The sequence below is a fragment of the Mitsuaria sp. GD03876 genome (assembly GCF_029840635.1).
GTDB lineage: Bacteria > Pseudomonadota > Gammaproteobacteria > Burkholderiales > Burkholderiaceae_C > Roseateles.
The window spans coordinates 1-22,803 of sequence record NZ_JAOCCU010000035.1 but is presented as its reverse complement, the minus strand read 5'-3'; the positions used below and the strand labels follow the sequence as shown (position 1 = coordinate 22,803).

Here is a 22,803-nt window from a genome sequence, read left to right as displayed (position 1 = left end):
GGAAGCGTTCGCATACCTCCTGTCAAGGCCTCCGACCGATGACTTCCGCACACTTGCTAGTCTTCGATGGCTGCGGCAACAATGGACCCCGTCGTCGCCGAGCAACAGCGGCCCAGTTCGATCCGAACGGCGGGCGACGTTTTTCAGGGAATACCCGGCCCGATCCGCGCCGGGACGACAAGCGACATGGACAGAAACGACGGCCATCCCATTTCCGAGACCACGCTGGTCTTGATGACGTCGGACGCGTCCGCGAAGCCGCCGCACGGGCCTTCGATCGCCGATCCCGCCGTCTCCGGCCAGCGCCCGGCACCGGGCGAGCCCTTCGTGCTGCTGGTCGAGGACAACCCGATCAACCAGGTCGTGGCGCTGGAGTTCCTGGCGCTGATGGGCCTGAAGACGCAGCTCGCGCGCAATGGCCAGGAAGCGCTGGACCTGTGCGAGGCCGCGGCGCCGAGCCTGGTGCTGATGGACATCCAGATGCCGGGCATGGACGGCCTGGAATGCGCGCGCCGGTTGCGCGAGCAGCAGGCGCAGGGCCGTCTGCCGCGTTTCCCGATCCTGGCGCTGACGGCGCACGCGCTGGACAGCGACGTCGCCGACAGCCTGAAGGCGGGCATGGACGAGCACCTGACCAAGCCGCTGGACTTCCTGACGCTGCGCCGCCGGCTGGCGCGCTGGCTGGATTTGCCGCAACTGAACGACTGAGGGCGCGTCCGGCGCCGCCGGGAAAACAGGCCGTCGCTGCGGTATCCGCGCGACGGCTTTTTCACGTCCGGTTGACCTTGCGCAGAACTGACGGGAATCCCTCCTCGCGGCACTGGCTTCCGGCGGGGCTCGCGTGCTTCACTGCCGGTCCGCGCCCGATGTCCGGGCGTGCTGATCCCGGAGTCCTGCATGTACACGTCCCCCATCCCGTCGTACGAACCCAGCGAGCGCTTGCAGACGGAGATTCACCTTGTCGCGTTGGAAGACAACCGCACCGACGCCCAGGTTGTACTTCGCGCGCTCCGCTTGTACTTCGAAGTCCGCCGTCGGGTTCGCGCGGGATCGGCCTTTGGATTCATCGAGCAGGGACGCAAGGATCTGCTGACCGATGAGATCGAGGGGTACTGAGATGCCGCAGTCCACCGATCTCCCGGAAAACCACGAACTCAGGACAGCGATCGGGCCGCGAGAGACCCTTGCCGATGCGCGCTCCCGACGCACTCGAGAGCTGTCGCTGTTCTTTGTGAGCGTGCTGATCCTGCTGTCGCTCGTCGGCTTCAGCATCTTCATCTTGAGCAATGACTGCGCACAGGAGGCGGACCGCTGGTGGGCGACATCCACATTGACCGCCGCATTCGGCGGCGTCCTCGGCTGGCTGATCAAGCGATGAAGCGCCGGCCCGGTCAGCTGCCCTCGAGAAACCGCTCCACCAGCGAGAAATGCGCCGGCACGTTCAGCGCCGGCGCGTGGCCGCAGCCGGGCACGGTGACGACCTCCGCGCGCGGGCCGCGCACGCGCATCGCCTCGGCGGTCTCAGGCAGCAGCAGATCCGACGATTCCCCGCGCAGGCACAGCACCGGCAGGCTCAGCGAGTCCCACTCGGTCCAGCGCCTGTAGTCGTCCGGGTGGACGAAGAACTGGCGCACCATCGCCGGGTCGTAGTGCGGCGTCACCCGCCCGTCGGGCAAGCGGCGCATCGAGGTCTCCGTCAGCCGCCGCCATTGCGCGTCGCTCATCCAGCCGTAGGGCTGGTAAATCTGGCGGAGGTAGCCCTCCAGCTCGGTCACCGTGTCGAAGGCCGACGGGTTGCCCGCATAACCCCGGATGCGCTCGATCGCCGGCTGGGCGAGTTCCGGCCCGATGTCGTTGAGCACCAGCCGCCGGATCCGGCCGCGCAGCGAGGTCGCCGCCGCCAGCAACCCGATCGCGCCGCCCATCGACGTCCCCACCCAGTGGAAAGCCTTCAGCCCCAGCTGGTCGACCAGCGCCACCGCCAGCCTCACGTAGAAGGCCAGGCAGTACTCCCGGTCCGGATCCGGGCTCCATTGCGACAGCCCCCGCCCGATCGTGTCCGGGCAGATCACGAAGTAGCGCCCCGACTGCGCCAGGTGCGCCGCCAGGTCGTCCATGTCGCGGCCGGTGCGCGCCAGGCCGTGCCAGGCGATGACCGGCTCGGCCGCCGGGTCGCCCCAGGCCTGGTAGTGGATCTCGCGGCCCTCGCAGCGCAGGTAGTTCGACGTCGACTTCAAGTGCCCCTCCTCGCCTGCCGCAGGCGCCCGACCAGTCCGTTCGGGAAGTGATAGACGGCCAGCACGAACAGCACGCCCAGCCACAGCAGCCAGCGCTCCGGCGCGATCAGCGCCGACAGCACCGGCACGCCGTCCACCGCCGTCGCGCCCAGCCGCATCAGGTCCTGCAGGTAGCTCTGCGCCAGCACGAACAGCGCGCTGCCGATCACCGCGCCGTAGATCGTCCCCATGCCGCCGATGACGACGATCAGCAGGATGTCCAACATGATCTCGAACGACAGCGAGGTGTCCGGCCCGTTGTAGCGCAGCCAGATCGCCAGCAGCGCGCCCGCGAGCGTGGCGAACACCGCCGCCAGCAGCGTCGACAGCGTCCGGTAGGTCACCAGCCGGTAGCCGATCGCCTCGGCACGGAAGTCGTTGTCCCGGATCGCCTGCAGCACGCGCCCGAACGGCGAATTGACGATGCGCAGCAGCGCCAGCACCAGCAGCACCGTCACGACGAACAGCAGGTAGTAACAGAGCAGCCGCCCGTCGATGCTGACGCCCAGGACGGGCGACTCCAGGAACTCGGTCGACGGCGACAGCAGCGCCGGCAGCCGGAAGTTGAGGCCGTCCTCGCCGCCGGTCAGGTCCGACAGCTGCGAGGCCAGTCCCTGGAAGGCCGCGGCGACGGCCAGCGTGATCATCGCGAAGAAGATCGCCTTGACCCGCAGCGAGAACAGCCCGATCACCAGCGCCAGCAGCAGCGACAGCACCAGCGCGCCGCCGATGCCGACGGCCAGCGCCGCGAAGCCGGGTTCCATTCGGGAACTGGCGATCGCCACGCCATAGGCGCCGATGCCGAAGAACATCGTGTGGGCGAAGCTGACGATGCCGGTGTAGCCCAGCAGCAGGTCGTAGCTGCCCACGAGCACGATGAACACGAGGATCTTGGCCGCGACGTTCAGCGCCTTGGTGCCGGGGAACACGAACGGCGCCAGCGCCAGGGCCAGCACCGTGAGCGCCAGCAGCGCGGCCAGCACGCGGCTGCGCGGCAGGTCATGGGACAGCAGGGATCGGATCAGGCGCATGTCAGGTCCCCGCCGTCATCGCTGGCCGACCGGATAGAGGCCTTGCGGCCGCCACAGCAGCACCGCGACCATCAGCCCGATGTTGGAGAACAGCGCCGCCTTGGGCGCCAGGAAGCCGCAGTAGTTGGCCATCAACCCGACCAGCAGCGCGCCGGCGAAGCAACCCAGCGTCGAGCCCAGCCCACCGATGATGATGACGATGAAGATCAGCGTGTTCACCTGCGCGCCGATCTGCGGGATCACGCTCTGCTGGTACAGCCCCCACAGCACGCCGCCCAGGCCGGCCAGCCCGGAGCCCGCGACGAACACCGCGACGAACAGCCGCCGGATCCGGTAGCCCAGGCTCTCGACCATCTCGCGGTCCTGCACCCCGGCGCGGATCAGCAGGCCGAGCTTGGTGCGGTTGAGCAGCCACAGCAGCCCGGCGAAGACCAGCAGGCCCACGACGACCGCCAGCAGCCGGAACTTCTCGACCGCCACGTCGCCGATCACCAGCGCGCCGCGCAGCGATTCCGGCGGCGGCAGCGGGATCATCTGCGGGCCCCAGACCAGCTTGATCAGCTCCTCGCCGATGATCATCCCGCCCATCGTGATCAGGATCTGCTTGAGGTGCATGCCGTAGACCGGGCGCACCAGCAGGCGCTCGAAGACCAGGCCGAGCGCGGCCGCCGCGACGATGCCCGCCAGCGCCGCGACACCGACCGCCGCGAGGTTCGCGACGAGCGAGGGGCTGGACACGAAGCCGCCGGACGCGTTCATCGCGCCCATCACCGTCGTCGCGACGAAGGCGCCCAGCGCGATGAACACGCCGTGGCCGAAGTTCAGCACGTCCATCAGGCCGAAGACCAGCGTCAGCCCGGAAGCGATGACGAAGACGATCAGCCCCATCGCCAGGCCGGCGAGGGTCAGCGTCGCCCAGCTCGAGAACGAGCCCACCAGCGGCAGCGCCGCCAGCGCGAGCACGGCGATCAGCAGCAGCGGGATCGCGTCGAAGCGCGCCTGCGGCACCGCGTCCCCGCTCATTGATGCGCTCCCAGCGAGAGGCCCAGCAGCCGCTGCTGCAAGTCGTCGTCCTCGGCGAGCTCGGCCATGCGGCCGGCATGCGCGACACGGCCGTCGTCCATCACCGCGACGCCGTCGCCCAGCGCCTTCGCCACCATGAAGTTCTGCTCCACCAGCAGCACCGTCGCGCGCGCGCCGTCGCGGCCGCGCTTGATCTCGGTCAGCGCCTCGATCAGGTTGCGGATGATCGCCGGCGCCAGGCCCTTGGTCGGCTCGTCGATCAGCAGCAGGCGGCGGGGCTCGACCATCGCCCGCGCGATCGCCAGCATCTGCTTCTGGCCGCCGCTGAGCTTGCCGGCCGGGTACAGCCAGAACTTGCGCAGCGCCGGGAACAGGCCGAACAGCCAGTCCAGCCGCGCGGTGTCGAGCTCGTCGAGGGAGCGCGCCTTGCGCGCCGCCAGCAGCAGGTTCTCCCGCACCGTCAGCTCGCCGAAGATGCCCATGTTCTCCGGCACGTAGGCGATGTCGGCGCGCGCGATCTCCGGCGTCGGCAGCGCCTGGATCGGCCGGCCGTCCAGCAGCACGCGGCCGGCGCTCGCCCGCCACAGGCCCATCACCGTGCGCAGCGTCGTCGTCTTGCCGGCGCCATTGCGGCCCAGCAGCATCGTGACCTCGCCCTCGGGCACGGCCAGGTCCACCCCATGGAGGATGTGATACGCCCCGATGTGGGTGTGCAGGCCCTCCAACCGCAGCAGCGGCGCAGAGCCCATCTGCCCGTCAGGACCCGGTCCCCCGCAGCGCCCTCTCCCGCGCTGCGGGAGAGGGTGGGGGTGAGGGCCGGGGTCGTCGGCCGGCGTTGTCGTGTCGATTGCAGCGCTCATGCCGCCTCCGGCACCGCCAGGCCCAGGTAGGCGCCCTGCACCACCGGCGAGGCGATCACCGCGGCCGGCTCCCCGTCCGCGACGAGCTGCCCCTGGTGCAGCACGACGATGCGATCGGCCAGCTCACGCACCACGTCCATCTTGTGCTCGACCAGCAGGATCGTGTGCGCGCCCTCGGCCTTGAGCGCGCGGATCAGGTCGAGGATCACCGGCACCTCGTCGACGCTCATGCCGGCGGTGGGTTCGTCGAACAGGTAGACCTTGGGCCGCAGCGCGATCAGCATCGCGACCTCCAGCTTGCGCTGGTCGCCGTGCGGCAGGCTCGCCGCCGGCGCGTCGACGCGGTGGCCGAGGCGCACCCGCTCGACGATCGCATGCGCCTCCTCGATCAGCGCGCGGTGCTGCAGCCAGACCGACAGCATCCGCAGGCCCTCGCCGCGGCGCGACTGCACCGCGAGCCGCACGTTCTCCAGCACGCTGAGCGTCGGGAACAGCTGCGTCAGCTGAAAGGCCCGACCGAGGCCACGCCGCGTGCGCAGCGGCGCGGCCATCCGGGTCAGGTCCTCGCCGTCGAGCAGCACCCGGCCGGCGGTCGCGCCGAGCTGGCCCGAGATCAGGTTGAAGTAGGTCGTCTTGCCGGCCCCGTTGGGGCCGACGATGGCGGTCAGCGTGCCCGGATGGAAGGCGCAGCTGACGCGGTCCACCGCCGTGTGGCCGCCGAATCGGACGGTGAGGTCGCGGGTCTCGAGCATGCGAAGGAGGACTCCCGGCCCGGCCCCGTCAGGGGCAGGACCCGATCACGTAGTAGTTCGGAGCGGTCTGCTTCAAGGTCGTGGTGAGGTAGATGTTCCACAGGCCCATCGCGTCGTTGGAGCCGTTGGCGTAGGTCAGTCCCCACAGCGCGTAGGCGCGGCCGGCCAGCGTGTGCGCGTAGTTCGACGCGGTGAAGCAGGTCGCCGGCGTGCCGGGATCGCCGGGATTGCCGGTCGTGCCGCCGGCCAGGCGGTCCACCATCGCCTTGATCGCCGCGGCCTGCACGCCGGCCTTCTGCGCGAAGTTGGAGCCGTACCAGCCGATCCAGTCCCAGCAGCCGTTCGGATTGGGCAGCAGGCCGCTGGCGGCGGTCGAGCGCGAGGTGTTGTCCACCTTCGTCTGCGGGAACAGCACCACGATGCGGTTGGTGTCGGCCCAGCGGGCGTAGCCGGTGTTGCGGACGAACTTGTCGCCGATGGTGGCGGTGTTCTGCTGGCAGCCGTGCAGCGCGACGTGCAGCTTGCAGGCCTGGCCGGCGGCGCAGTCGGCCGGCACGTAGGCCCAGCCGGTGGCGGCCAGGCCGGGGTTGGTGCTGAACTCGGCCTGGTTGAACTCGATGAAGTTGGCGGCCGCCGGGCTGTTGTTGCGCGGGTTCAGCGTGCCGTAGAGCTTGGTGAGCACCGCCTTGGCGCCGTCATAGCCGCAGTTGGCGATGTAGGGCGAGGCGCTGGTGCCGCAGCTGTTGTTGCCGGTGGCGTCGAAGTCGGTCGGCAGCACATGGGCGGTGCCGCTGCGCTGGACGTATTCGAGGTTGGCGGCGGTGACGCCGTTGTTCAGGTACTGGGTCTGCACCGCGTTCATCGGGTTGGGGCCGACGGTGGTGTCGCTGGTGCCGACGAACAGGTAGACCTTCTGCGCCGCGACGTTGCTCTTGGCGTCGATCGCGGTGCCGCTCCAGTTGTTGAGGTCGGCCTGCATCGTGCTGAGCATCGATGGCGAGATCGTCGCGTTGTACATGCAGGACGTGTAGGTGCTGTGCCCGGCGCACATGTAGGGGCCGGCGGCGAAAACGCCGACGCCCTTGAATGTCGATGAATAGGCGTATCCGAGCTGGTTGGCCATGAAGCCGCCGGAGGACAGGCCGGAGACGGTGATCGCGCTCGTGTCGATGTTGAGCGACGGCAGCGGCACGGCCGCGCGGGCCAGGCCCGCCGCGGCGAGCGCCGCGGCGGCGACGAAGGAACGCACCACGGAAGACTTCGTTTTCATCGGAAACCTCCTTGAAGAGCGGCGTATCGCCCGCGGCGGCTGCCGCGCGGCTCAACGTCTGTTGCGGATCGGGATGGTCATTTCCTCGGGCTTGATCTCGCGGACCAACTCCGGCACGCCCCAGGCGAAGGCGGGATCGACCTTGATCTTGAAGTGGTACATCGACTGCAGCGCCTGGTGGTCCTCGGGACGGAAGGTCATCCGCCCCTTGGGCGTCTCGAAGCTCATGCCCTCCATCGCCTTGATGAGGGTGTTGGTGGCCGTGTCGCCGCCGGTCTTCTTGAGCGCCTCGACGATGGCGATCGCCGCGCTCATGCCGCCGGCGGTGAAGAAGTCGGGCGGCGCCTTGAACTGCTTGTAGTGATTGGCGACCAGCCACTCGTTGACCGGATTCTTCGGCATGCCGAAGTAGTAGTAGGTCGCGCCCTCCATGCCGGGCAGCGCCTTGTAGGCGGCCATCGCGGGCAGGATGTTGCCGCCGGTGGCGATCTCGATGCCATGGCGCTTCAGGTCGAGGTCGGCGATCTTGAACGGGTTCCCGGCACCGGCCCAGATGATGAAGATCACCTTGCGGCCGGGCTGGTCCTTGAGCCGGTCGATCAGCCGCTGCGCGCCGGCGGTGAAGTCGGTGGTGGTCGTCGGCAGGTACTCCTCGTGCACGACCTTGGCCTTCTTGATGGCGTCCTTGAACGCCTTCACGCCGTCCCGGCCGAAGGCATAGTCCTGCGCCAGCGTCGCGATCACGGTGCCGGGCCGGTCCAGCGCGACCGCGTTGGAGATCGCGTCCTGCGAGCTGTTGCGGCCGGTGCGGAAGATGTATTTGTTCCACTTGTCGCCGGTGATGGAGTCGGCGACGGCGGGCTCGACGAGCAGGATCTTCTTGTACTCCTCGGCGACGGGCAGCAGCGCGAGCGCGACGCCGGACGACGAGGGCCCGACGGCGATGTCGGCCTTGTCGTCGCCGTAGGCGGCGGCCAGCAAACTCTTGCCGACATCGGGCTTGCCCTGGTCGTCCTTCTCGATGACGACCAGCTTGCGGCCCGCGACGGTCATGGTGCCGCCGGTGGCGTAGTCCAGGCCCATCAGGAAGCCGGTCTGCGTCTGCTTGCCGTAGGCCTCGAGCGGGCCGGTGCGGCTGTAGACATGCGCGATGCGGATGTCCTTGCCCTGGGCCAGCGCGGGCGCGACGGCGATCAGCGAGGCGGGCAGCGCGACGGTCAGCGCCAGCGCCGCGCCGGCCGCGGCGCGGAGGAAACCATGGGTCATGGGTCGTGTCTCCTGGGGGATCGGACCGGTCGGACGCCGGTCTCGGCCCGCTTCCTTCGCAAGGGCCGTGCCGTCCGGGAGAACCCGCGGGGCATGCGCCCGATCGGCCGCGAAGGACCGCTCCAGCCGCCGGAAACGACGACGCCGCTGTCCGGGATCCAGACAGCGGCGTGCGGTGGCGAACGGAAGGCTGTCCGGATTCCAGTCAGTGTCTGGGGTCCGGACAGGGCGATCGTCAGCGGGTGGCGGCGCTCGCCAGGCCGGACGACGGCCGGCGGATCAGCAGCACGGTGATGCCGCGATCGGCCGCGGAGTTGGGGGGCTTGGCCAGCAGGCTGCCCACGCCGGTCACGTCGTCGGAGGAGATCCGGATCCTCGCGTTGTTCAGGACGCCCGCGGCCCAGGCGGCACGGGCGAGCGCCAGGACGCGATTGCCGTCGGCTTGCGACGAGCCGCGGCGGCAGACCGCGGCGATCGGCGCGCCGGCGGACACGCCCTTCGCGGCGAAGACATAGGTCTTGCTTCCCGCGGCCTCGTCCGACTTCTTCACCTCGAGCCCGTCGCCGCCTTGCCAGCTCGACGCCTTGAAGCAATCGAACCGCGGCGTCGAGGCGCGTCCGATGACTTGCGCGTCGAAGTCCGCGCCGCTGGCCGCGACCATGCGCCCGATCGACGTGAGCATCTGCCGCATGTCGTCGTCGCGATAGTCGTTCTGCGGGAAGGCGCCGATGTCGAGGCGATAGCCGTGCTCGCCCAGCGACTTGCAGCCGATCGCGCCGGGCAACGCGGCGCACAGGTCGAGCGGCGCCATGCGCGGCGCGGTCGTGACGATGTCAGGCGGCGGGCGGGGGGCGTCCGGCGGCGGCGGGCCCCAGGGCGTCATGGTGAGGTGCTGCGTGTTGGTCACCGTGGCGCTCGCGGAGGCCGTGGCGACCGAGCTCGCCATCGCGAGCGACGAGGCGGCCGCGCTCGCGAGGGCCGGCGAGAAGGGGACGCCCTCCCGCGACACCGGATCGCCGCCCGCCAGCGACGCGCTCAGCGACAGCGCCGCGCGGCGCACCAGCGGCTCCTCGGCGGTGGACACCAGGTATTCGGCGACCTTCCTGCCGCTGGCCTTGTCCTCCGCGATCGCGGGTCCCGGCGCCACCCGGCTCATGGCCTGCCGCATCGCCCATTGCGACGACACGAAGGTCTGGAGCAAGCCGGCATTGAAGTCCTCGGCCTCGAGCGGGGGCGCCACCGGGGTTGCCGCCGCGAAGATCACGGGCACGCCCGGCCCTTCGCTCGTGACCTGCCGCTTCGCTTCCTTCGCCTGCCGCAGTTCCTCGGCCAGGCGCACGCGTTCGACGCCCGCGTTGCTCCTGGCCTCCTTCAACGCGCTCTGCACGGCCTCCACCAGTCCGCGCTCGAAGAAGGGTTCCAGCGTCGGACTCTTGCGCACCACCTTCGGATCCCCGAGCCGCTCGCAGGCCGCCAGTCCCAATGGAATCCAGACGGCCTTGAGGACGCGGTCCGCCTTCGCCTGCTCCTCTTGCGTCAGCCGGGCTCTCGCCTCGGCCGACCAGGGAAAGGCCGGGCGCTGTTTCACGACCGTCTCGAGCGCCCGCGACGTGCCGGCCTGCAGTGAATCGACCGTGAAGGCCATGGTCAGGGACACCGCCCCGTACACCTTGTCGTCCGCGCGGTTCAGCAGGGTCTCGACGGGCAATAGCCCCTGGTCGATGAAGTCGAAGAGGCGATACGCCTTCTGGTAGGTCAGGCTGGCCACCAGCGCGTCGCCGGTCATCGCGGTCAGGTCGCCGGTCAGGGCGCTGCGCGCGTCGGCGACGAAACGATCGACAGTGCTCGCGTAGAGCGCGACATCGGACGCCAGCGCCTGCTGGACCGCCGAGGCGTCGTTGGCGACGACGGTCAGTTGACCGCGGGCTTGGTTGACGGCCCCCTGGAGACCGGCCAGCGCCGCGCCGATGCCCTGCACCGCCTTGATCGCGCGCTGCTGGTCCGCGAGCACGGTGGCCGCGGCGCTCGCGCCCTGCTCCACGACGGGCGCCGCCTGGCCGCGTTGGACCAGGCTGATGTAGCACCTCGAGAAGTGGGCCACGCTGCGCACCTCCTTCGGATCCCCGCAGAGCGCGTCGAGCGATTCCCCCAGGGCCGTTAGATGCCCGTCGATCGCCTGGTTGCTGGCGACGACCGTCTTCGCCAGATCCTGGAGTGGCCCCTTGATCTGCTGGATCTGCGCGTCCGCCGTGTCCTTCCCGCCCTTCGCCTTGAGCTGCGCCTCTTGCAAGGCCTCAAGCGTCTTGGCGTCCATCGCGCGAGCCTGGATCTGGGACAGCGCGCATTCCGTCAGCCCCGCGCGGACCAGCTGGCCGCTCGCGTCGAGGCAGGACGTGGTGGCCAGCAAGCGGGCCCGCAGCAGCTCGACGAAGTTGGACTGGCCCAGCGTCACCGCCGCGTGCTTCTGCTGGGTCAACTGGTCGCAGGAGTCGGACAGCGTGATGCTCTGCTCGACGCTCTTGGACACCATCGCGCAACCGGTCAGCGACAGGCAGGCCGCCGCCATCCACGTCCGGGATCTGATCATTCACCCTCCCTCGCGGCCGCTCCGGGCCGACTCGTTGTGCCGGCGTTTGTAACGTCCGGTCACGAGCCGCGCAATCGCGGCATCACGAGGAAAAGCCCCGGTCCCCCCTGGATCGGTGGGCCGGGGCCGGAGGGGCCGTGCGCGGGATCAGGTCCGGAACGTCGCCACCTGCTCGTTGAGCAGTCGCGCCTGCTGCTGCAGCGACTCGGCCGCCGCCGCCGTCTCCTCGACCAGCGCGGCGTTCTGCTGCGTCATGTCGTCCAGGTGGCGGACCGCCGTGTTGATCTGCGCCAGCCCGTCGGACTGGCCGGCGCTGGATTGGCTGATCTCCGCGACGGTGCCGCTGACCTGCTGGACCGACTGCAGGATCTGCCCCATCGCCTCGCCCGCGCGGCCGACCTGCGCGCTGCCCGCGTCGACGCGCGAGACCGAATCGCTGATCAACGCCTTGATCTCCTTGGCCGCGTTGGCGCTGCGCTGCGCCAGCGCCCGCACCTCGCTGGCGACGACCGCGAACCCGCGGCCCTGCTCGCCGGCACGTGCGGCCTCGACCGCCGCGTTCAGCGCCAGGATGTTGGTCTGGAACGCCACGCCGTCGATGACCGAGATGATGTCGGCGATCTTGCGGCTGGCGCCGGCGATGCCGTCCATCGTCTGCACGACCTCGCCCATCACGTCCGCGCCGAGCTTCGCCCGGTCCGCCGCGCCGATGGCCAGCTGATTGGTCTGGTGCGCGGCTTCCGCCGAATGCGTCACCCGCTGCGTCAGCTCCTGCATCGACGCCGCCGTCTGCTGCAGGCTGGAGGCCGCTTGCTCGCTGCGCTGCGACAGGTCCTGGCTGCCCATCGCGACCTCGCGCGACGCATGCTGGATCGAATCCGTCGCGTCGCGGATCGCGCGCACCAGGTCGCTGAGCCGCCCCTGCATCGCGGCGACCTGCGTCAGCACCTCGCCGATCTCGTCGCTGCCCATGCCGCCGCTGCCCACCACCTGCGCCCGCAGGTCGCCATTGGCCACCGCCTCCACGACCTCGCGCATCTGGCCGAGCCGCCGCTTCAAGCCGCGCGCGAACCATTCGACCGCGATCAGCGCGCCCAGGCCCACCGCGATCACCAGCCCCAGCGCGACCATCGCGTCACGCCGAGCGATCGCCGAGACGTCGTCGATGTACACGCCCGAACCGATGACCCAACCCCACGGCTTGAAGCCCGCGACGTAGGACCGCTTGGGCTCCGGATCCTTCGCGCCCGGCTTGGGCCACAGGTAGTCGACGAAGCCCGCGCCCTGCGCCTTCACCGTGTCGACGAAGGCCACGAACAGCTTCAGCCCGTTCGGGTCCTTGTTGCCCGACAGGTCCTTGTCGTTCAGCTCCGGCTTGATCGGATGCATGACCATCTTGGGCGTCATGTCGTTGATCCACAAATACTCGTTGCCCGAGTAACGGATCTTCCCGATCTCCGCCGCCGCCTGCTTCTTCGCATCCGCCTCGCTCAGGCCGCCAGCCCCGATGCGGTCGAAATACTTCTTGGCGATCTGCTCGGCGTTCTTCACCTGCTCGACCGTCGTGATCATCTTCACGTCCAGCAAGCTCATCGCGGATCGGTGGCTCAGCCACATCACCAGCACGACGAAACCGATCACCGCCGCCAGCACGGCGACACGCAACTTCGTCGCGAGCGTCCAGGCCCGGCGTCCGGAACGAGGCGCGGCAGCGGAAGGACGGGCCGCGTCCGCGCCGGTGAAGGTCGCGCCAGCGGTCGTGGTCAGCGTGTTCATGGTGTCTCCTGAGCGGGCCGGTGAAGCCGGTCCTCGTCGTCGTGATTCCCTGTCCCCGCAATATGCGCACGGCGCACGGCGTCCGACAAGGCCCGGAACCCTCGATGAAGCCCATGAACACAGGCCAAACGTGACGATGTGACGGGGCGCCAACACCCCGGGCTTTGGCGTACGCGTCAGCCCGAAGCCAATTCAGGGTACTTCGCCAACTTCTCGTAGAGCGTCGCCCGGGAGATCGCCAACAGCCTGGCCGCGGCGACACGGTTGCCGTTGGTGCGCTGCAAGGCCTGCGCGATGGCGGCGCGCTCCAGTTCTGCTTTTCGGGCGGGGAGGCCCGGAGAGGGGCCGAGCCCCCGCTCGTGCAAGGGACCGAGCCCACGCTCCGGAAACCGGTGCCCCTCCTCGCTCCCACTCCTCCGCACGCTCGGAAGGTCGCTCGGAGGGGCACCGGTCCCCGGAGCGTCCGCATCACTCGCTGTGATCGACGAAGAGGGAGTGGGCATCGGCGTGGACGTGGACGTGGACGTGGACGTGGACGTGGACGCGGGCGTGAGCGTTGGGGTGGGAGTGGGAGTGGCGGGATCGGAGAGGCCGAAGTGCCTCGGCTCGAGTTGGCCGTCGTCACTCATGAGGAAGGCCTGCTCGAGCACGTTGCGCAGCTCGCGCACATTGCCCGGCCAGGAACGCGCCATCAACACCCGCAGCGCCGCCGCGCTCAGCGTCTTCGGCGCCAGGCCGCTGCGGCGCGCGATCTCCTCCAGCAACACCTCCACCAGCGCCTCGATGTCCTCGGGACGCTCGCGCAACGTCGGCAGACGGATCGGCAGCACGTGCAATCGGTAGAAGAGGTCCGCGCGGAACTCACCACGCCGCACCATCGCCTCGAGATCCCGACTGGTCGCCGCGATCACCCGCACGTCGACCTTCACCACCTCGTTGCTGCCCAGCGGCTCGAGCTCCTGCTCCTGCAGCACCCGCAGCAGCTTGGCCTGCAGCGCCGGCGGCATGTCGCCGATCTCGTCCAGGAACAAGGTCCCGCCATCGGCCAGCCGGAACTTGCCGTCCCGGCCCTTGCGCTCGGCGCCGGTGTACGCGCCCGGCGCGACACCGAAGAACTCCGCCTCCAGCAAGGTCTCCGGCACGGCCGCGATGTTCACCGACACCAGCGGCCGGCCCGCCCGCCGCGACGCCGCGTGGATCGCATGCGCGAGCAGCTCCTTGCCCGTCCCCGTCTCGCCCAGCAGCAGCACCGTCGCGTCGGCCTGCGCGACCCGCCGCGCCTGTCGCTTGGCCTCCACCGCCGCCGCGCTGGTCCCGATGAAATCGATGATCCGGTGCTTGGGCCGCCGGTTGCGCGACTGCTCCGCCGCCAGTTGCCGGCGCGTCTCGTCGAGCTCCGCCTGCAGGCACGCGAACTTGTTCATCAGCGGCTGCATCGTCGTCTCGGGGTGGTCCAGCAGGACCATGCCCATGGCGCCGATGACATCGCCGTCCGGCCCCCGCAGCGGCAGCCGGCTGACCAGGAAGGTGCCCGCCTTGTTGGTCAGCAGGTCCACCAGGATGGGTTGGCCGGTGTCGATGACCTGCGCCATCAGCGTGTTGGGGACGACCTCCTCGACGAGGCGGCCGACGAACTCCGATTCGTCCCGCAGGCCCAGCGCCGGCAGGAAGCGCTTGTAGCCCTCGCTGATCCAGACGACGCGGTGCTCGCGGTTGACCACCATCGCGCCCTGCGCCGTGCTGGCGAGCACGTCGAACATGGACTGCGCCGCCAGCCGCAAGACCGCCTCGGCATCCTGGGGAATGTCGTTCATGACTCGTCTCCTGGGCATTCGTCGCGGTGGACCGCGGCGTGTCCGGGTCGGGTCGCCGCGCCGCGGGCCGCCTCGGATCTGATGCGGACCAATGTAGCAGCCACCCCCCGTGCGACAGCCGTCCGCCGACCGCGACGGCCCTGGGGATTCCCCCGGGCCGCTGTCACGCCGCGCCGGCCCCGATGCGGCTATAAACCGCCCACCCCCTACACGAAGGCGGCCGGCCCCGGCCCACAGGAGACCCCCATGAACAAGATTTCCGCGGCCCGTCGCCGCCTGCTCGGGACCGGCGCGGCGCTGCTGGCGGTCGCGGGCGCGTCGCCCGCCGCGTTCGCGCAGTCGGCCTGGCCGAGCCGCCCGGTGACGATCGTCGTGCCCTTCCCCGCCGGCGGCGGCACCGACGCCTTCGCCCGCCCGCTGACCGCGGTGCTGACCAAGCAGGTCGGCAAGCAGTTCATCATCGACAACAAGGGCGGCGCCGGCGGCACCGTCGGCGCGACGATCGCGTCCAAGGCCGCCCCCGACGGCTACACCTTCTTCATGGGCGCGGTGCACCACGCGATCGCGCCGGCGATGTACCCGAAGCTGGAGTACCGGCTCGAGGAGGACTTCGTGCCCGTGGGCCTGATCTCCAGCGTGCCGCAGGTGATCGTGGTCAACCCGTCCAAGGTGCAGGCCACCGACGTCAAGGGCCTGCTGGACGTGCTGAAGAAGAACCCCGGCAAGCTGAACTACGGCTCCGCCGGCAACGGCACCTCGCACCACCTCGCGGGCGAGCTGTTCAAGCTGCAGACCCGGACCTTCATCACCCACATCCCCTACCGCGGCGCCGGACCCGCGCTGCAGGACCTGATGGCGGGCCAGGTGGACCTGATGTTCGACGGCCTGGGCTCGTCGGCCGCGCACATCCGCGGCGGCCGCATCAAGGCGCTGGCGGTGGCCTCGGCCAAGCGCGCGCCCGGCTTCCCCGACATCCCCAGCGCCGTCGAGGCCGGCATCCCGCAGTACCAGGTGTCGACCTGGTACGGGCTGTGGGCGCCCAAGGGCACGCCCAAGGAAGTGATCGCCGCGATGCAGGCCGAGATGCGCAAGGCCTTCGCCAGCGAGGAACTCAAGACGATCTGGACCGGCCTGGGCACCGAGATGCCCAACCTGTACGGCGACGCCTTCGGCAAGTACGTGCACGGCGAGATCGTCCGCTGGGCCGACGTCGTCAAGCGCAGCGGTGCGAAACTGGATTGATGAACGCCTCTCCCAACGCCAACCTGTTCGCGGCGCTGCGCGCCAACTTCTCCGACGACCTGCACGCCTGCGCGATCGAACTGGCCGACGGGCCCGACGCCGGACGCTGCTACAGCTGGCGCGACATCGACCGCGCCACGGCGATGATCGCCAACCTGCTGGCCTCGCTGGACCTGCCCGCCGGCAGCCGCGTCGCGGTGCAGACCGAGAAGAGCGTCGAGGCGCTGCTGCTGTACCTGGCGGTGCTGCGCGCCGGCTACGTCTACCTGCCGCTGAACACCGCCTATCAGGCCGCGGAGCTGGAGTACTTCATCGGCAACGCCGAGCCGGCGGTGGTCGTCTGCGCGGGCAAGCACTTCGGCTGGATCAGCAAGCTGGCCTTCCAGTCCGGCGTGCCCTGGGTGTTCACGCTGAACGAGGACCGGACCGGCACGCTGCTGGACCGCGCGGTGCAGATGCCCGACACGCACCAGGTCGCCGCCAAGGCGGCCGACGACCTGGCCGCGATCCTCTACACCAGCGGGACCACCGGCCGCAGCAAGGGCGCGATGCTCAGCCACGGCAACCTGCTGTCCAACGCCGAGGTGCTGAAGCACTACTGGGGCTGGTCCGCGGACGACGTGCTGGTCCACGCGCTGCCGATCTTCCATGTGCACGGGCTGTTCGTCGCGTCGCACGGCGCGCTGCTGGCCGGCGCGCGGATGCTCTGGTTCAACCGCTTCGATCCGCGCGGCGTGATCGCGCGGCTGCCCGACGCCACCCTGTTCATGGGCGTGCCCACGCTCTACGTCCGCATGCTCGAGCACGCCGCGCTGACCAGGGACCAGTGCGCGCGGATGCGGCTGTTCATCAGCGGCTCCGCGCCGCTGCTGATCGAGACCTTCAATGAGTGGCAGCGCCGCAGCGGCCACACGATCCTGGAACGCTACGGCATGAGCGAGACCGTCATGCTGACCTCCAACCCCTACAAGGCCGAGGACGGCGAGCGCCGCGGCGGCACCGTCGGTTTCCCGTTGCCCGGCGTCGGCGTGCGCGTCGTCACCGACGACGGCGCCCCCTGCTCCACCGAGGGCGACGGCGAGATCGGCCACCTGCAGGTGAGCGGCCCCAACGTGTTCGCCGGCTACTGGCGCATGCCGGAGAAGACGAAGGAGGAGTTCACCGACGACCGCTGGTTCAAGACCGGCGACGTCGGCCGGCGCGACGACCGCGGCTACGTGACCATCGTGGGCCGCAGCAAGGACCTGATCATCACCGGCGGCTACAACGTCTATCCGGCGGAGATCGAGGGCTGGCTCAACGAGCTGCCCGGCGTGGCCGAGTCGGCGGTGATCGGCGTGCCGCATCCCGACTTCGGCGAAGGCGTGATCGCGGTCGTGGTGCCGCGACCCGGCACGGACCTGGACGGCGCCGCGCTGGTCGGCGCGCTGAAGGACCGGATCGCCGGCTTCAAGGTGCCCAAGCAGGTCTTCGTCGCGACCGAGCTGCCGCGCAACGCGATGGGCAAGGTGCAGAAGAACCTGCTGCGCGACCGGCATCGCGGGCTGTTCGGTTGAGCCGGCGCGAGGCTGGGATCAAGCCAGCAGGAGCAGCAGCAAGGGCCAGAACATGGCGCCTCCTTGAGAGTGGATGGGGCCGATCAGTACCGGGGCATGTGACCCGGTTCCGCCCGCGCTACAGTGATCCACCCGCCACCCCGATGCCGCCGCCGTGACCGCGCCCGCCACCCCCGTCCCGCTCGACAACACCGCCTGCCCGCGCTGCGGCGGCGGCTTCCATTGCGGGGTCGAGGACGGCTGGTGCGCCTGCTTCGGCACGCGGCTGGGCGAGGACCTGAAGCGCGAGCTCGCCGCGCGCTGGCCCGACCGCTGCCTGTGCCTGCGTTGTCTGGCCGAACTGGCCCGCGACGACCCCGCCAGCCACGTGCCGGCCTCCCCGGGGCGCCCTCCCGGCGCGACGTCGACGGACGCTTGAACCCGGCCGCCGCACGGCCACAATGTGGCCGATGCCCAGCTCCTCCCTGTTCACCCAGTCCGTCGCCGAGCGACTGAAGGTCCGGCGACTGCTGGTCTACGGTCCGTTCCTGGCGCTGGGGCTGGTGCTGGTGGTGCTGTGGGCGCTGGTGCTGTGGTTCGCGCTGATCTATCCGCGCTCGCTGGTCGAAGACCTGCAGCAGGACCTGCACGGCATCGCGCTCAACGCGGCGCAGGACACCGAACAGCTGCTGCGCGAGACGGAAGGCAGCCTGCGCACCATCGACCTGCTGCTGATGACGCGCAAGACCGACCGCCACGACCTGGACGCGACGGTGTCGCTGCTGGCGGACTCGCTGCGCGACAACTCGCGCGGCCTGACCGACGTGATGCTCGCCGCGACCGATGGCCGCCTCTGGCGCATCCCGTCGGTGACCGGCGAACCCTATGTCGACCTCGGCCCGAAGAGCTTCCTGTCCGAGCTCGGCAAGCCCGGCGGCCCCAGCATCGTCATCGGCCGGCCGCTGCAGCTGCGCCCAGGCGCGCACCTGGTCGTGCCGATGGCCACGCGGCTGAGCGCGCCCGCCGGACCGTTCACCGCCACCGTCGGTTTCATCGACATCGACGTGCTGCAGCGCATCTACCGCGCGCGCACGATGCGTGCCGGCACGGCGATCCTGCTGGAACGCGACGACGGCATCGCGATGGCGCGCTGGCCCGAGGTGCAGGGACTGATCGGCACCAACCTGCGCGCGCTGCCCGGCGGCGACGCGATGCCGCCCGACCCGCCGGCCAGCGGCCAGTTCATCGTCGCGGAAAGCCCGGCCGACGGGCTCGAGCGCATCGTGTCCTACCGCGTGCTGCAGGACTACCCGATGCGGCTGTACGTCTCCTTCGAGCGCGACCGCATCCTCGCCGGCTACCTGCAGCAACGGCGCGCGGTGCTCGGCTTCTCGATGCTGATCAGCGTGATCGCGATCGGGCTGATGGCCTGGTTCACCCGCATCCAGCAGCGCACCCGGCTGCGCGAGGCGGAACGCGAGGCCACCGCCGACGCGTCGCCGATGGGGCTGTTCCGCTGCGACCTCAACGGCCGCACCGTCTACGCCAACGAGACCTACCTGCGCATGCTGGAGGTGGACCGCCACGACCTCGCCTGGGGCTGGCTGGACCGGCTGCCGTCGACGGAGCGCGAGCTGACCCGCGAGCAATGGGGCGTGCTGGCCGCGCGCGGCGAGCCGGTGGACCGCGTGCGGCAACTGACCCGCCGCGACGGCACCGAGCTGCTGGTGCGGCTGCGGATGCGGCCGATGCGGCTGGGCGGACGCATCGTCGCGCACGCCGGCACCATCGCCGACATCAGCGCCGAGCTGGCCGCCCGCCGCGAGCGCGAACGCAGCCAGGCGGTGATGGGCGCGATGGCGCAGAGCGTCAACGTCATGATGCTGGCGGTCGATACCGACGAGCGGGTGCTGTTCTGCAACAAGGCCTTCGAGCGGCGCTTCGACATCCCCGAGCGCTCCTGGCACGGCCGGCAGGCGTCCGAGGTCTTCGACGACCTCTACCCCGCCGTGCGGCCGCTGATCCGCCGCGCCTTCGCGGGCGAGACCAGCGTGGTCGAGATGCGCGACGACGACGGCGTCAGCCGGCCGATGCCGCTGGACGGCGAGGATCGCGGCGAGACGCGCTATGTGGAGCTGACCTACGCGCCGCTGCTCAACGACGACGGCGCGATCATCGGCGCCTACGGCGTCGCGCGCGACGTGACCGACGCCAAGCAGGAACAGATGCGGCTGCTGCGCGCGTCCAACACCGACCCGCTGACCGAGCTGCTCAACCGGGCCGGCTTCGCGTCCGAGGTCGGCGCCGCGTTGCGCCGCGCGGACGACCGCGACGAGCTGGTGGCGCTGCTATACCTGGACCTCGACCGGTTCAAGCCGGTCAACGACGAATACGGCCATCCGGTCGGCGACGCGCTGCTCAAGGCCGTCGCCGGACGCATCCGGCATGCGCTGCGGCCCCAGGACCTGGTCGCGCGCGTCGGCGGCGACGAGTTCGCGGTGTTCCTCACCCACGTCGCCAAGCCGGCCGACGCGCAGGTCGTCGCCGACAAGCTGGTGCACGCGCTGACGATGCCGTTCCGGATCGGGGCGCTGGAGCTGCACATCGGAACCAGCGTCGGCTACTGCGTGCGCTGGGCAAGGGGAGCGACGCTCGACGACCTGGTCGAGCAGGCCGACGACCACCTCTATCGCGCCAAGCGCGCCGGACGGGGACAGTCCAGCGGGACCCTCTGCGCCGATCGGGCGTCGCGGCCGGGGGTCGATCGAGGCTGAGTCAGCCGCAGTTGCCGAAGTCGTCCGGGGCGCGGCCGTTCAATGAGGCCGTCGGCGTCGCCGGGCCATGCTTCAGGCGCATCAGCGTCATCTGCAGGACCTTCGCGTCGGCGCTGGCGCGGTGACGCCGCAATTGCGCCTCGGCACGGACCTCCTGCTGCACGCCGTTCCAGCGCGACGCCTCGTCCTCGGTGAGCAGGCGACGCAGATCCTCGAGACGAAATCGCGGCAGGCGGCCCGCGCTGTCGAAAAGCCTGCTCAGCCAGCTGTAGTCATGACCCCAGCTGTCGGAATAGACCGTCTGGCCGGCCAGCCGCTTGTTGAGCTCGTCGGCGACCCATTCGCGGGGACGACCGTGCCGCAGCAGCAGCTCGCGCGAAATGCCATGCAGCGCTTCCGCCTGCTCGTCCCAGTGCGCCCAGTCCGGCGCCGGCTGGATCAGCGAGCAGAACGGCAGCCCACCCGCCTCGACGAAACCGATCTCGATCGGATAACTGCCTCGCCCGAAACCGGACGCCTCCAGGTCGAGGATGGTCGGCGCGAGCACGGGAGCAGCGGCAGGCAGGGCGGCGACGGTCATGGGCGCGAGTATGCAAGCGCCGGGCCAGCCGCGGTCACCGGCCCTCCTCAGATCAGGGGACGGCCGGCGAGGCGGAAGGCGTCGAGCCCGACGGGGCCGCCGGTGTCGGAGCGGAGGCCGGTGTCGGCGCGACCGCGTCGCCGTCGCCGCTGTCGCCACGGTCCCGGTTGCGGCGGCGCTGCAGCGCATGCCAGCCGTCCAGGCCGCCGTCCAGCGCCAGCACCCGCGCGTGGCCGCGCTGGAGCAGTTCGTGCGCGCCCTGCACCGCCGAGACCTCGTTCGGGCAGTTGCAGTACAGGACTAGCAGCCGGTCGTCGGGCAGTTGGTCGGCGTACTCGGGCAGCCGCGTCAGCGGGATGTTGAGCGCGCCCGGCAAGGTGCGCGGATCGGCATCGCGACCAGGATCGCTGCGGACGTCGATGAACAGCGGCGCCATGTCCTGGTCGACCAGCGCGGCGGCGTCCTCGACGCTGATGCGCTCGACCTCGTTCTGCAGCCGCGCCATCTGGCGCCGCCGGCGCCAGCGGTTGCCGACCATCAGCAGCAGCGCCGCGCCGATGGCCGCCAGCGCGGCCAGCCCGGCGTTGGACAACGCGTCCAGCACGTCCTGGATCTGGTTGCTGAAGACCAACCCCAGGCCCAGGAAACACAGCGTCCAGACCAGGCCGGCGACCGCGTCGTAGGCGACGAAGCGCCGCCAGCCCATGCCGAGCGCGCCGGCCATCGGCGCCGCGACGACGGAGATGCCGGGCAGGAACTTGGCCGCCAGCAGCGAACTGCCGCCCCAGCGCGCGATCAGGCTTTCGCTCTGGCGCACGCAGACGTCGGGGGACAGGGAGACGCGGCACAGCAGCCGCAGCACGCGGTGACCGTAGCTGCGCCCGGCGATGAACCAGATCGCGTCGCCCAGCACGTTGGCCAGCACCGCGGCCACGACCAGCGACAGCGCCGACAGGCGCCCCGCCGCCGCCAGGCCGCCCGCGACCACCAGCAGCGGCGCGGCCGGCACCGGCGCGCCGATGCGCGCCGCCAGCGTCACGAGGAAAACGAGCAGGAAGTCGTGTTGGATCAGCAGGTCGATCAGGGCGCGCATGGGGCCGATTGTCGCGGCTGCCGATGACACCCGTCGGCGGTGGGGCGATTTCGCGACCGCGCCGGCGCGGAGACCGCCAGGCGCTCAGGACGCCAGGCGGGGCGGGCCCGCCGGCCGCGCGACGAAGGCGTACTGGACGTACTTGGTCTCCTCCAGCTGGCGCCCGAAGAGCCGGTAGACGATGCGCCGCGGGATGGAGCGCGAGTACCACTGCTCGTTGATGCCCTGCACGCTGAGCACCTCGTAGCCGCATTCGTCGAACATGCGCAGCGCGCTGGTGCGGGTGAAGAAGCGCAGGTGGGTGCGGTCGCGCACGCCGCTGGACTCGTAGCGGAAGTCGCGGTTGCGCACCAGCGGCCACAGCGTGTCCAGGTGCAGCAGGTTGGGCAGCGACACCACCACCTGGCCGCCCGGCGCCAGCAGCGGCGCGGCATGGTTCAGCGCCGCCCACGGGTCGGGCATGTGCTCGAGCACGTCGTTGAAGACGATCACGTCGAAGTGGCCTTCGGGCAGCGTCAGGCCGGCGCCGAAGTAACCCTGCATCACATGGTCGAGGTGGTGGCCCGCGCGCTCCGCCGCGCCGGCGTCGGGCTCGACGCCCCAGACCTCGGTGCCGGGCCGCGCGGCCTTGACCGCCTCGCCGAAGGCCCCGGTGTTGCAGCCCACGTCGAGCAGCCGCGGGCACTCCCTCGGCAGGAAGGCCAGCATCTCGCGACGGGCGAGATGCGGGTAGTCGATGCGGACCAGGGGGCTCGCGACCTGCATGGGGCACTCCTGCGCGGCAACCACAAGCACCGCGGCGGTGCGCAGCTTAGGAGTCCGGCCCGCCGGAGGGAATCCTCCGCTTTCGGGACAGGGAAGTCCCCCGGGCCGGATGGTTCTACATCAGAACGTCGTCCAGTCCTCATCGCCGGCCAGGGCCGG

20 protein-coding genes are annotated in these 22,803 nt (G+C 70.4%); 7 read left to right on the top strand and 13 right to left on the bottom strand.

Features of this window, described 5'->3' with window-relative positions:
- Positions 1–186 precede the first annotated feature (186 nt).
- The 3 genes from N5D62_RS20265 (at position 187) to N5D62_RS20255 (ending at position 1,378) form a co-directional block, all read left to right on the top strand.
- Positions 187–708, top strand: coding sequence for a response regulator (locus N5D62_RS20265; RefSeq protein WP_279759698.1), 522 nt, complete (start codon positions 187–189; stop codon positions 706–708).
- A gap of 189 nt (positions 709–897) precedes the next feature.
- Positions 898–1,116 (top strand): hypothetical protein, encoded by a 219-nt coding sequence (locus tag N5D62_RS20260; protein WP_279759697.1) that lies wholly within the window; start codon positions 898–900, stop codon positions 1,114–1,116.
- A 1-nt stretch (position 1,117) separates the two neighbouring features.
- Complete coding sequence (locus tag N5D62_RS20255) at positions 1,118–1,378, top strand: hypothetical protein (RefSeq protein WP_279759696.1); 261 nt, start codon at positions 1,118–1,120, stop codon at positions 1,376–1,378.
- A 13-nt stretch (positions 1,379–1,391) separates the two neighbouring features.
- On the opposite strand, the gene N5D62_RS20250 is transcribed toward N5D62_RS20255, so the two are convergent.
- The 10 genes from N5D62_RS20250 to N5D62_RS20205 all read right to left on the bottom strand — a co-directional run bounded on the left by N5D62_RS20250 (position 1,392) and on the right by N5D62_RS20205 (position 14,655).
- Positions 1,392–2,237, bottom strand: coding sequence for an alpha/beta hydrolase (locus tag N5D62_RS20250; protein WP_279759695.1), 846 nt, complete (start codon positions 2,235–2,237; stop codon positions 1,392–1,394).
- A complete protein-coding gene (locus N5D62_RS20245; RefSeq protein WP_279759733.1) occupies positions 2,234–3,301 on the bottom strand; it encodes a branched-chain amino acid ABC transporter permease in 1,068 nt (355 codons plus the stop codon). The genes N5D62_RS20250 and N5D62_RS20245 overlap by 4 nt, the downstream gene beginning before the upstream one ends.
- 21 nt (positions 3,302–3,322) lie before the next feature.
- A complete protein-coding gene (locus tag N5D62_RS20240) occupies positions 3,323–4,330 on the bottom strand; it encodes a branched-chain amino acid ABC transporter permease (protein ID WP_279759694.1) in 1,008 nt (335 codons plus the stop codon).
- On the bottom strand, positions 4,327–5,079 hold the full coding sequence (locus tag N5D62_RS20235; RefSeq protein ID WP_279759693.1) for an ABC transporter ATP-binding protein: 753 nt from the start codon (positions 5,077–5,079) through the stop codon (positions 4,327–4,329). Before N5D62_RS20235 ends, N5D62_RS20240 begins: the two co-directional genes overlap by 4 nt.
- A gap of 107 nt (positions 5,080–5,186) precedes the next feature.
- Positions 5,187–5,942, bottom strand: a complete 756-nt coding sequence (locus tag N5D62_RS20230; protein WP_279759692.1) for an ABC transporter ATP-binding protein — start codon at positions 5,940–5,942, stop codon at positions 5,187–5,189.
- A gap of 28 nt (positions 5,943–5,970) precedes the next feature.
- Entirely contained in the window at positions 5,971–7,212 is a 1,242-nt protein-coding gene (locus N5D62_RS20225; RefSeq protein WP_279759691.1) for a PHB depolymerase family esterase, read from the bottom strand.
- 51 nt (positions 7,213–7,263) lie between these two features.
- Positions 7,264–8,478: a substrate-binding domain-containing protein gene (locus tag N5D62_RS20220; RefSeq protein ID WP_279759690.1), complete on the bottom strand. Its 1,215-nt coding sequence runs from the start codon at positions 8,476–8,478 to the stop codon at positions 7,264–7,266.
- A 235-nt stretch (positions 8,479–8,713) separates the two neighbouring features.
- On the bottom strand, positions 8,714–11,065 hold the full coding sequence (locus N5D62_RS20215; RefSeq protein WP_279759689.1) for a hypothetical protein: 2,352 nt from the start codon (positions 11,063–11,065) through the stop codon (positions 8,714–8,716).
- A 147-nt stretch (positions 11,066–11,212) separates the two neighbouring features.
- Complete coding sequence (locus N5D62_RS20210; protein ID WP_279759688.1) at positions 11,213–12,841, bottom strand: methyl-accepting chemotaxis protein; 1,629 nt, start codon at positions 12,839–12,841, stop codon at positions 11,213–11,215.
- Between the two features lie 176 nt (positions 12,842–13,017).
- Positions 13,018–14,655: a sigma 54-interacting transcriptional regulator gene (locus tag N5D62_RS20205; protein WP_279759687.1), complete on the bottom strand. Its 1,638-nt coding sequence runs from the start codon at positions 14,653–14,655 to the stop codon at positions 13,018–13,020.
- 246 nt (positions 14,656–14,901) lie between these two features.
- On the opposite strand from N5D62_RS20205, the gene N5D62_RS20200 reads away from it, so the two are divergent.
- From N5D62_RS20200 to N5D62_RS20185, 4 genes are all read left to right on the top strand, one after another.
- Positions 14,902–15,897 carry a tripartite tricarboxylate transporter substrate binding protein gene (locus tag N5D62_RS20200; RefSeq protein WP_279759686.1) on the top strand — a complete coding sequence of 332 codons (996 nt, stop codon included), beginning with the start codon at positions 14,902–14,904 and terminating at the stop codon, positions 15,895–15,897.
- Complete coding sequence (locus tag N5D62_RS20195) at positions 15,897–17,453, top strand: malonyl-CoA synthase (protein WP_279759685.1); 1,557 nt, start codon at positions 15,897–15,899, stop codon at positions 17,451–17,453. The genes N5D62_RS20200 and N5D62_RS20195 overlap by 1 nt, the downstream gene beginning before the upstream one ends.
- A gap of 154 nt (positions 17,454–17,607) precedes the next feature.
- A complete protein-coding gene (locus tag N5D62_RS20190; protein ID WP_279759684.1) occupies positions 17,608–17,871 on the top strand; it encodes a cysteine-rich CWC family protein in 264 nt (87 codons plus the stop codon).
- Positions 17,872–17,902: 31 nt separating this feature from the next.
- On the top strand, positions 17,903–20,206 hold the full coding sequence (locus N5D62_RS20185) for a diguanylate cyclase (RefSeq protein ID WP_279759683.1): 2,304 nt from the start codon (positions 17,903–17,905) through the stop codon (positions 20,204–20,206).
- 1 nt (position 20,207) lies between these two features.
- Here the strand turns inward: N5D62_RS20185 and N5D62_RS20180 are convergent, their stop codons facing one another.
- The 3 genes from N5D62_RS20180 to N5D62_RS20170 all read right to left on the bottom strand — a co-directional run bounded on the left by N5D62_RS20180 (position 20,208) and on the right by N5D62_RS20170 (position 22,644).
- Complete coding sequence (locus tag N5D62_RS20180) at positions 20,208–20,786, bottom strand: hypothetical protein (RefSeq protein WP_279759682.1); 579 nt, start codon at positions 20,784–20,786, stop codon at positions 20,208–20,210.
- Between the two features lie 52 nt (positions 20,787–20,838).
- Entirely contained in the window at positions 20,839–21,879 is a 1,041-nt protein-coding gene (locus N5D62_RS20175; RefSeq protein WP_279759681.1) for a VTT domain-containing protein, read from the bottom strand.
- 84 nt (positions 21,880–21,963) lie between these two features.
- Complete coding sequence (locus N5D62_RS20170; RefSeq protein WP_279759680.1) at positions 21,964–22,644, bottom strand: class I SAM-dependent methyltransferase; 681 nt, start codon at positions 22,642–22,644, stop codon at positions 21,964–21,966.
- Positions 22,645–22,803 lie beyond the last annotated feature (159 nt).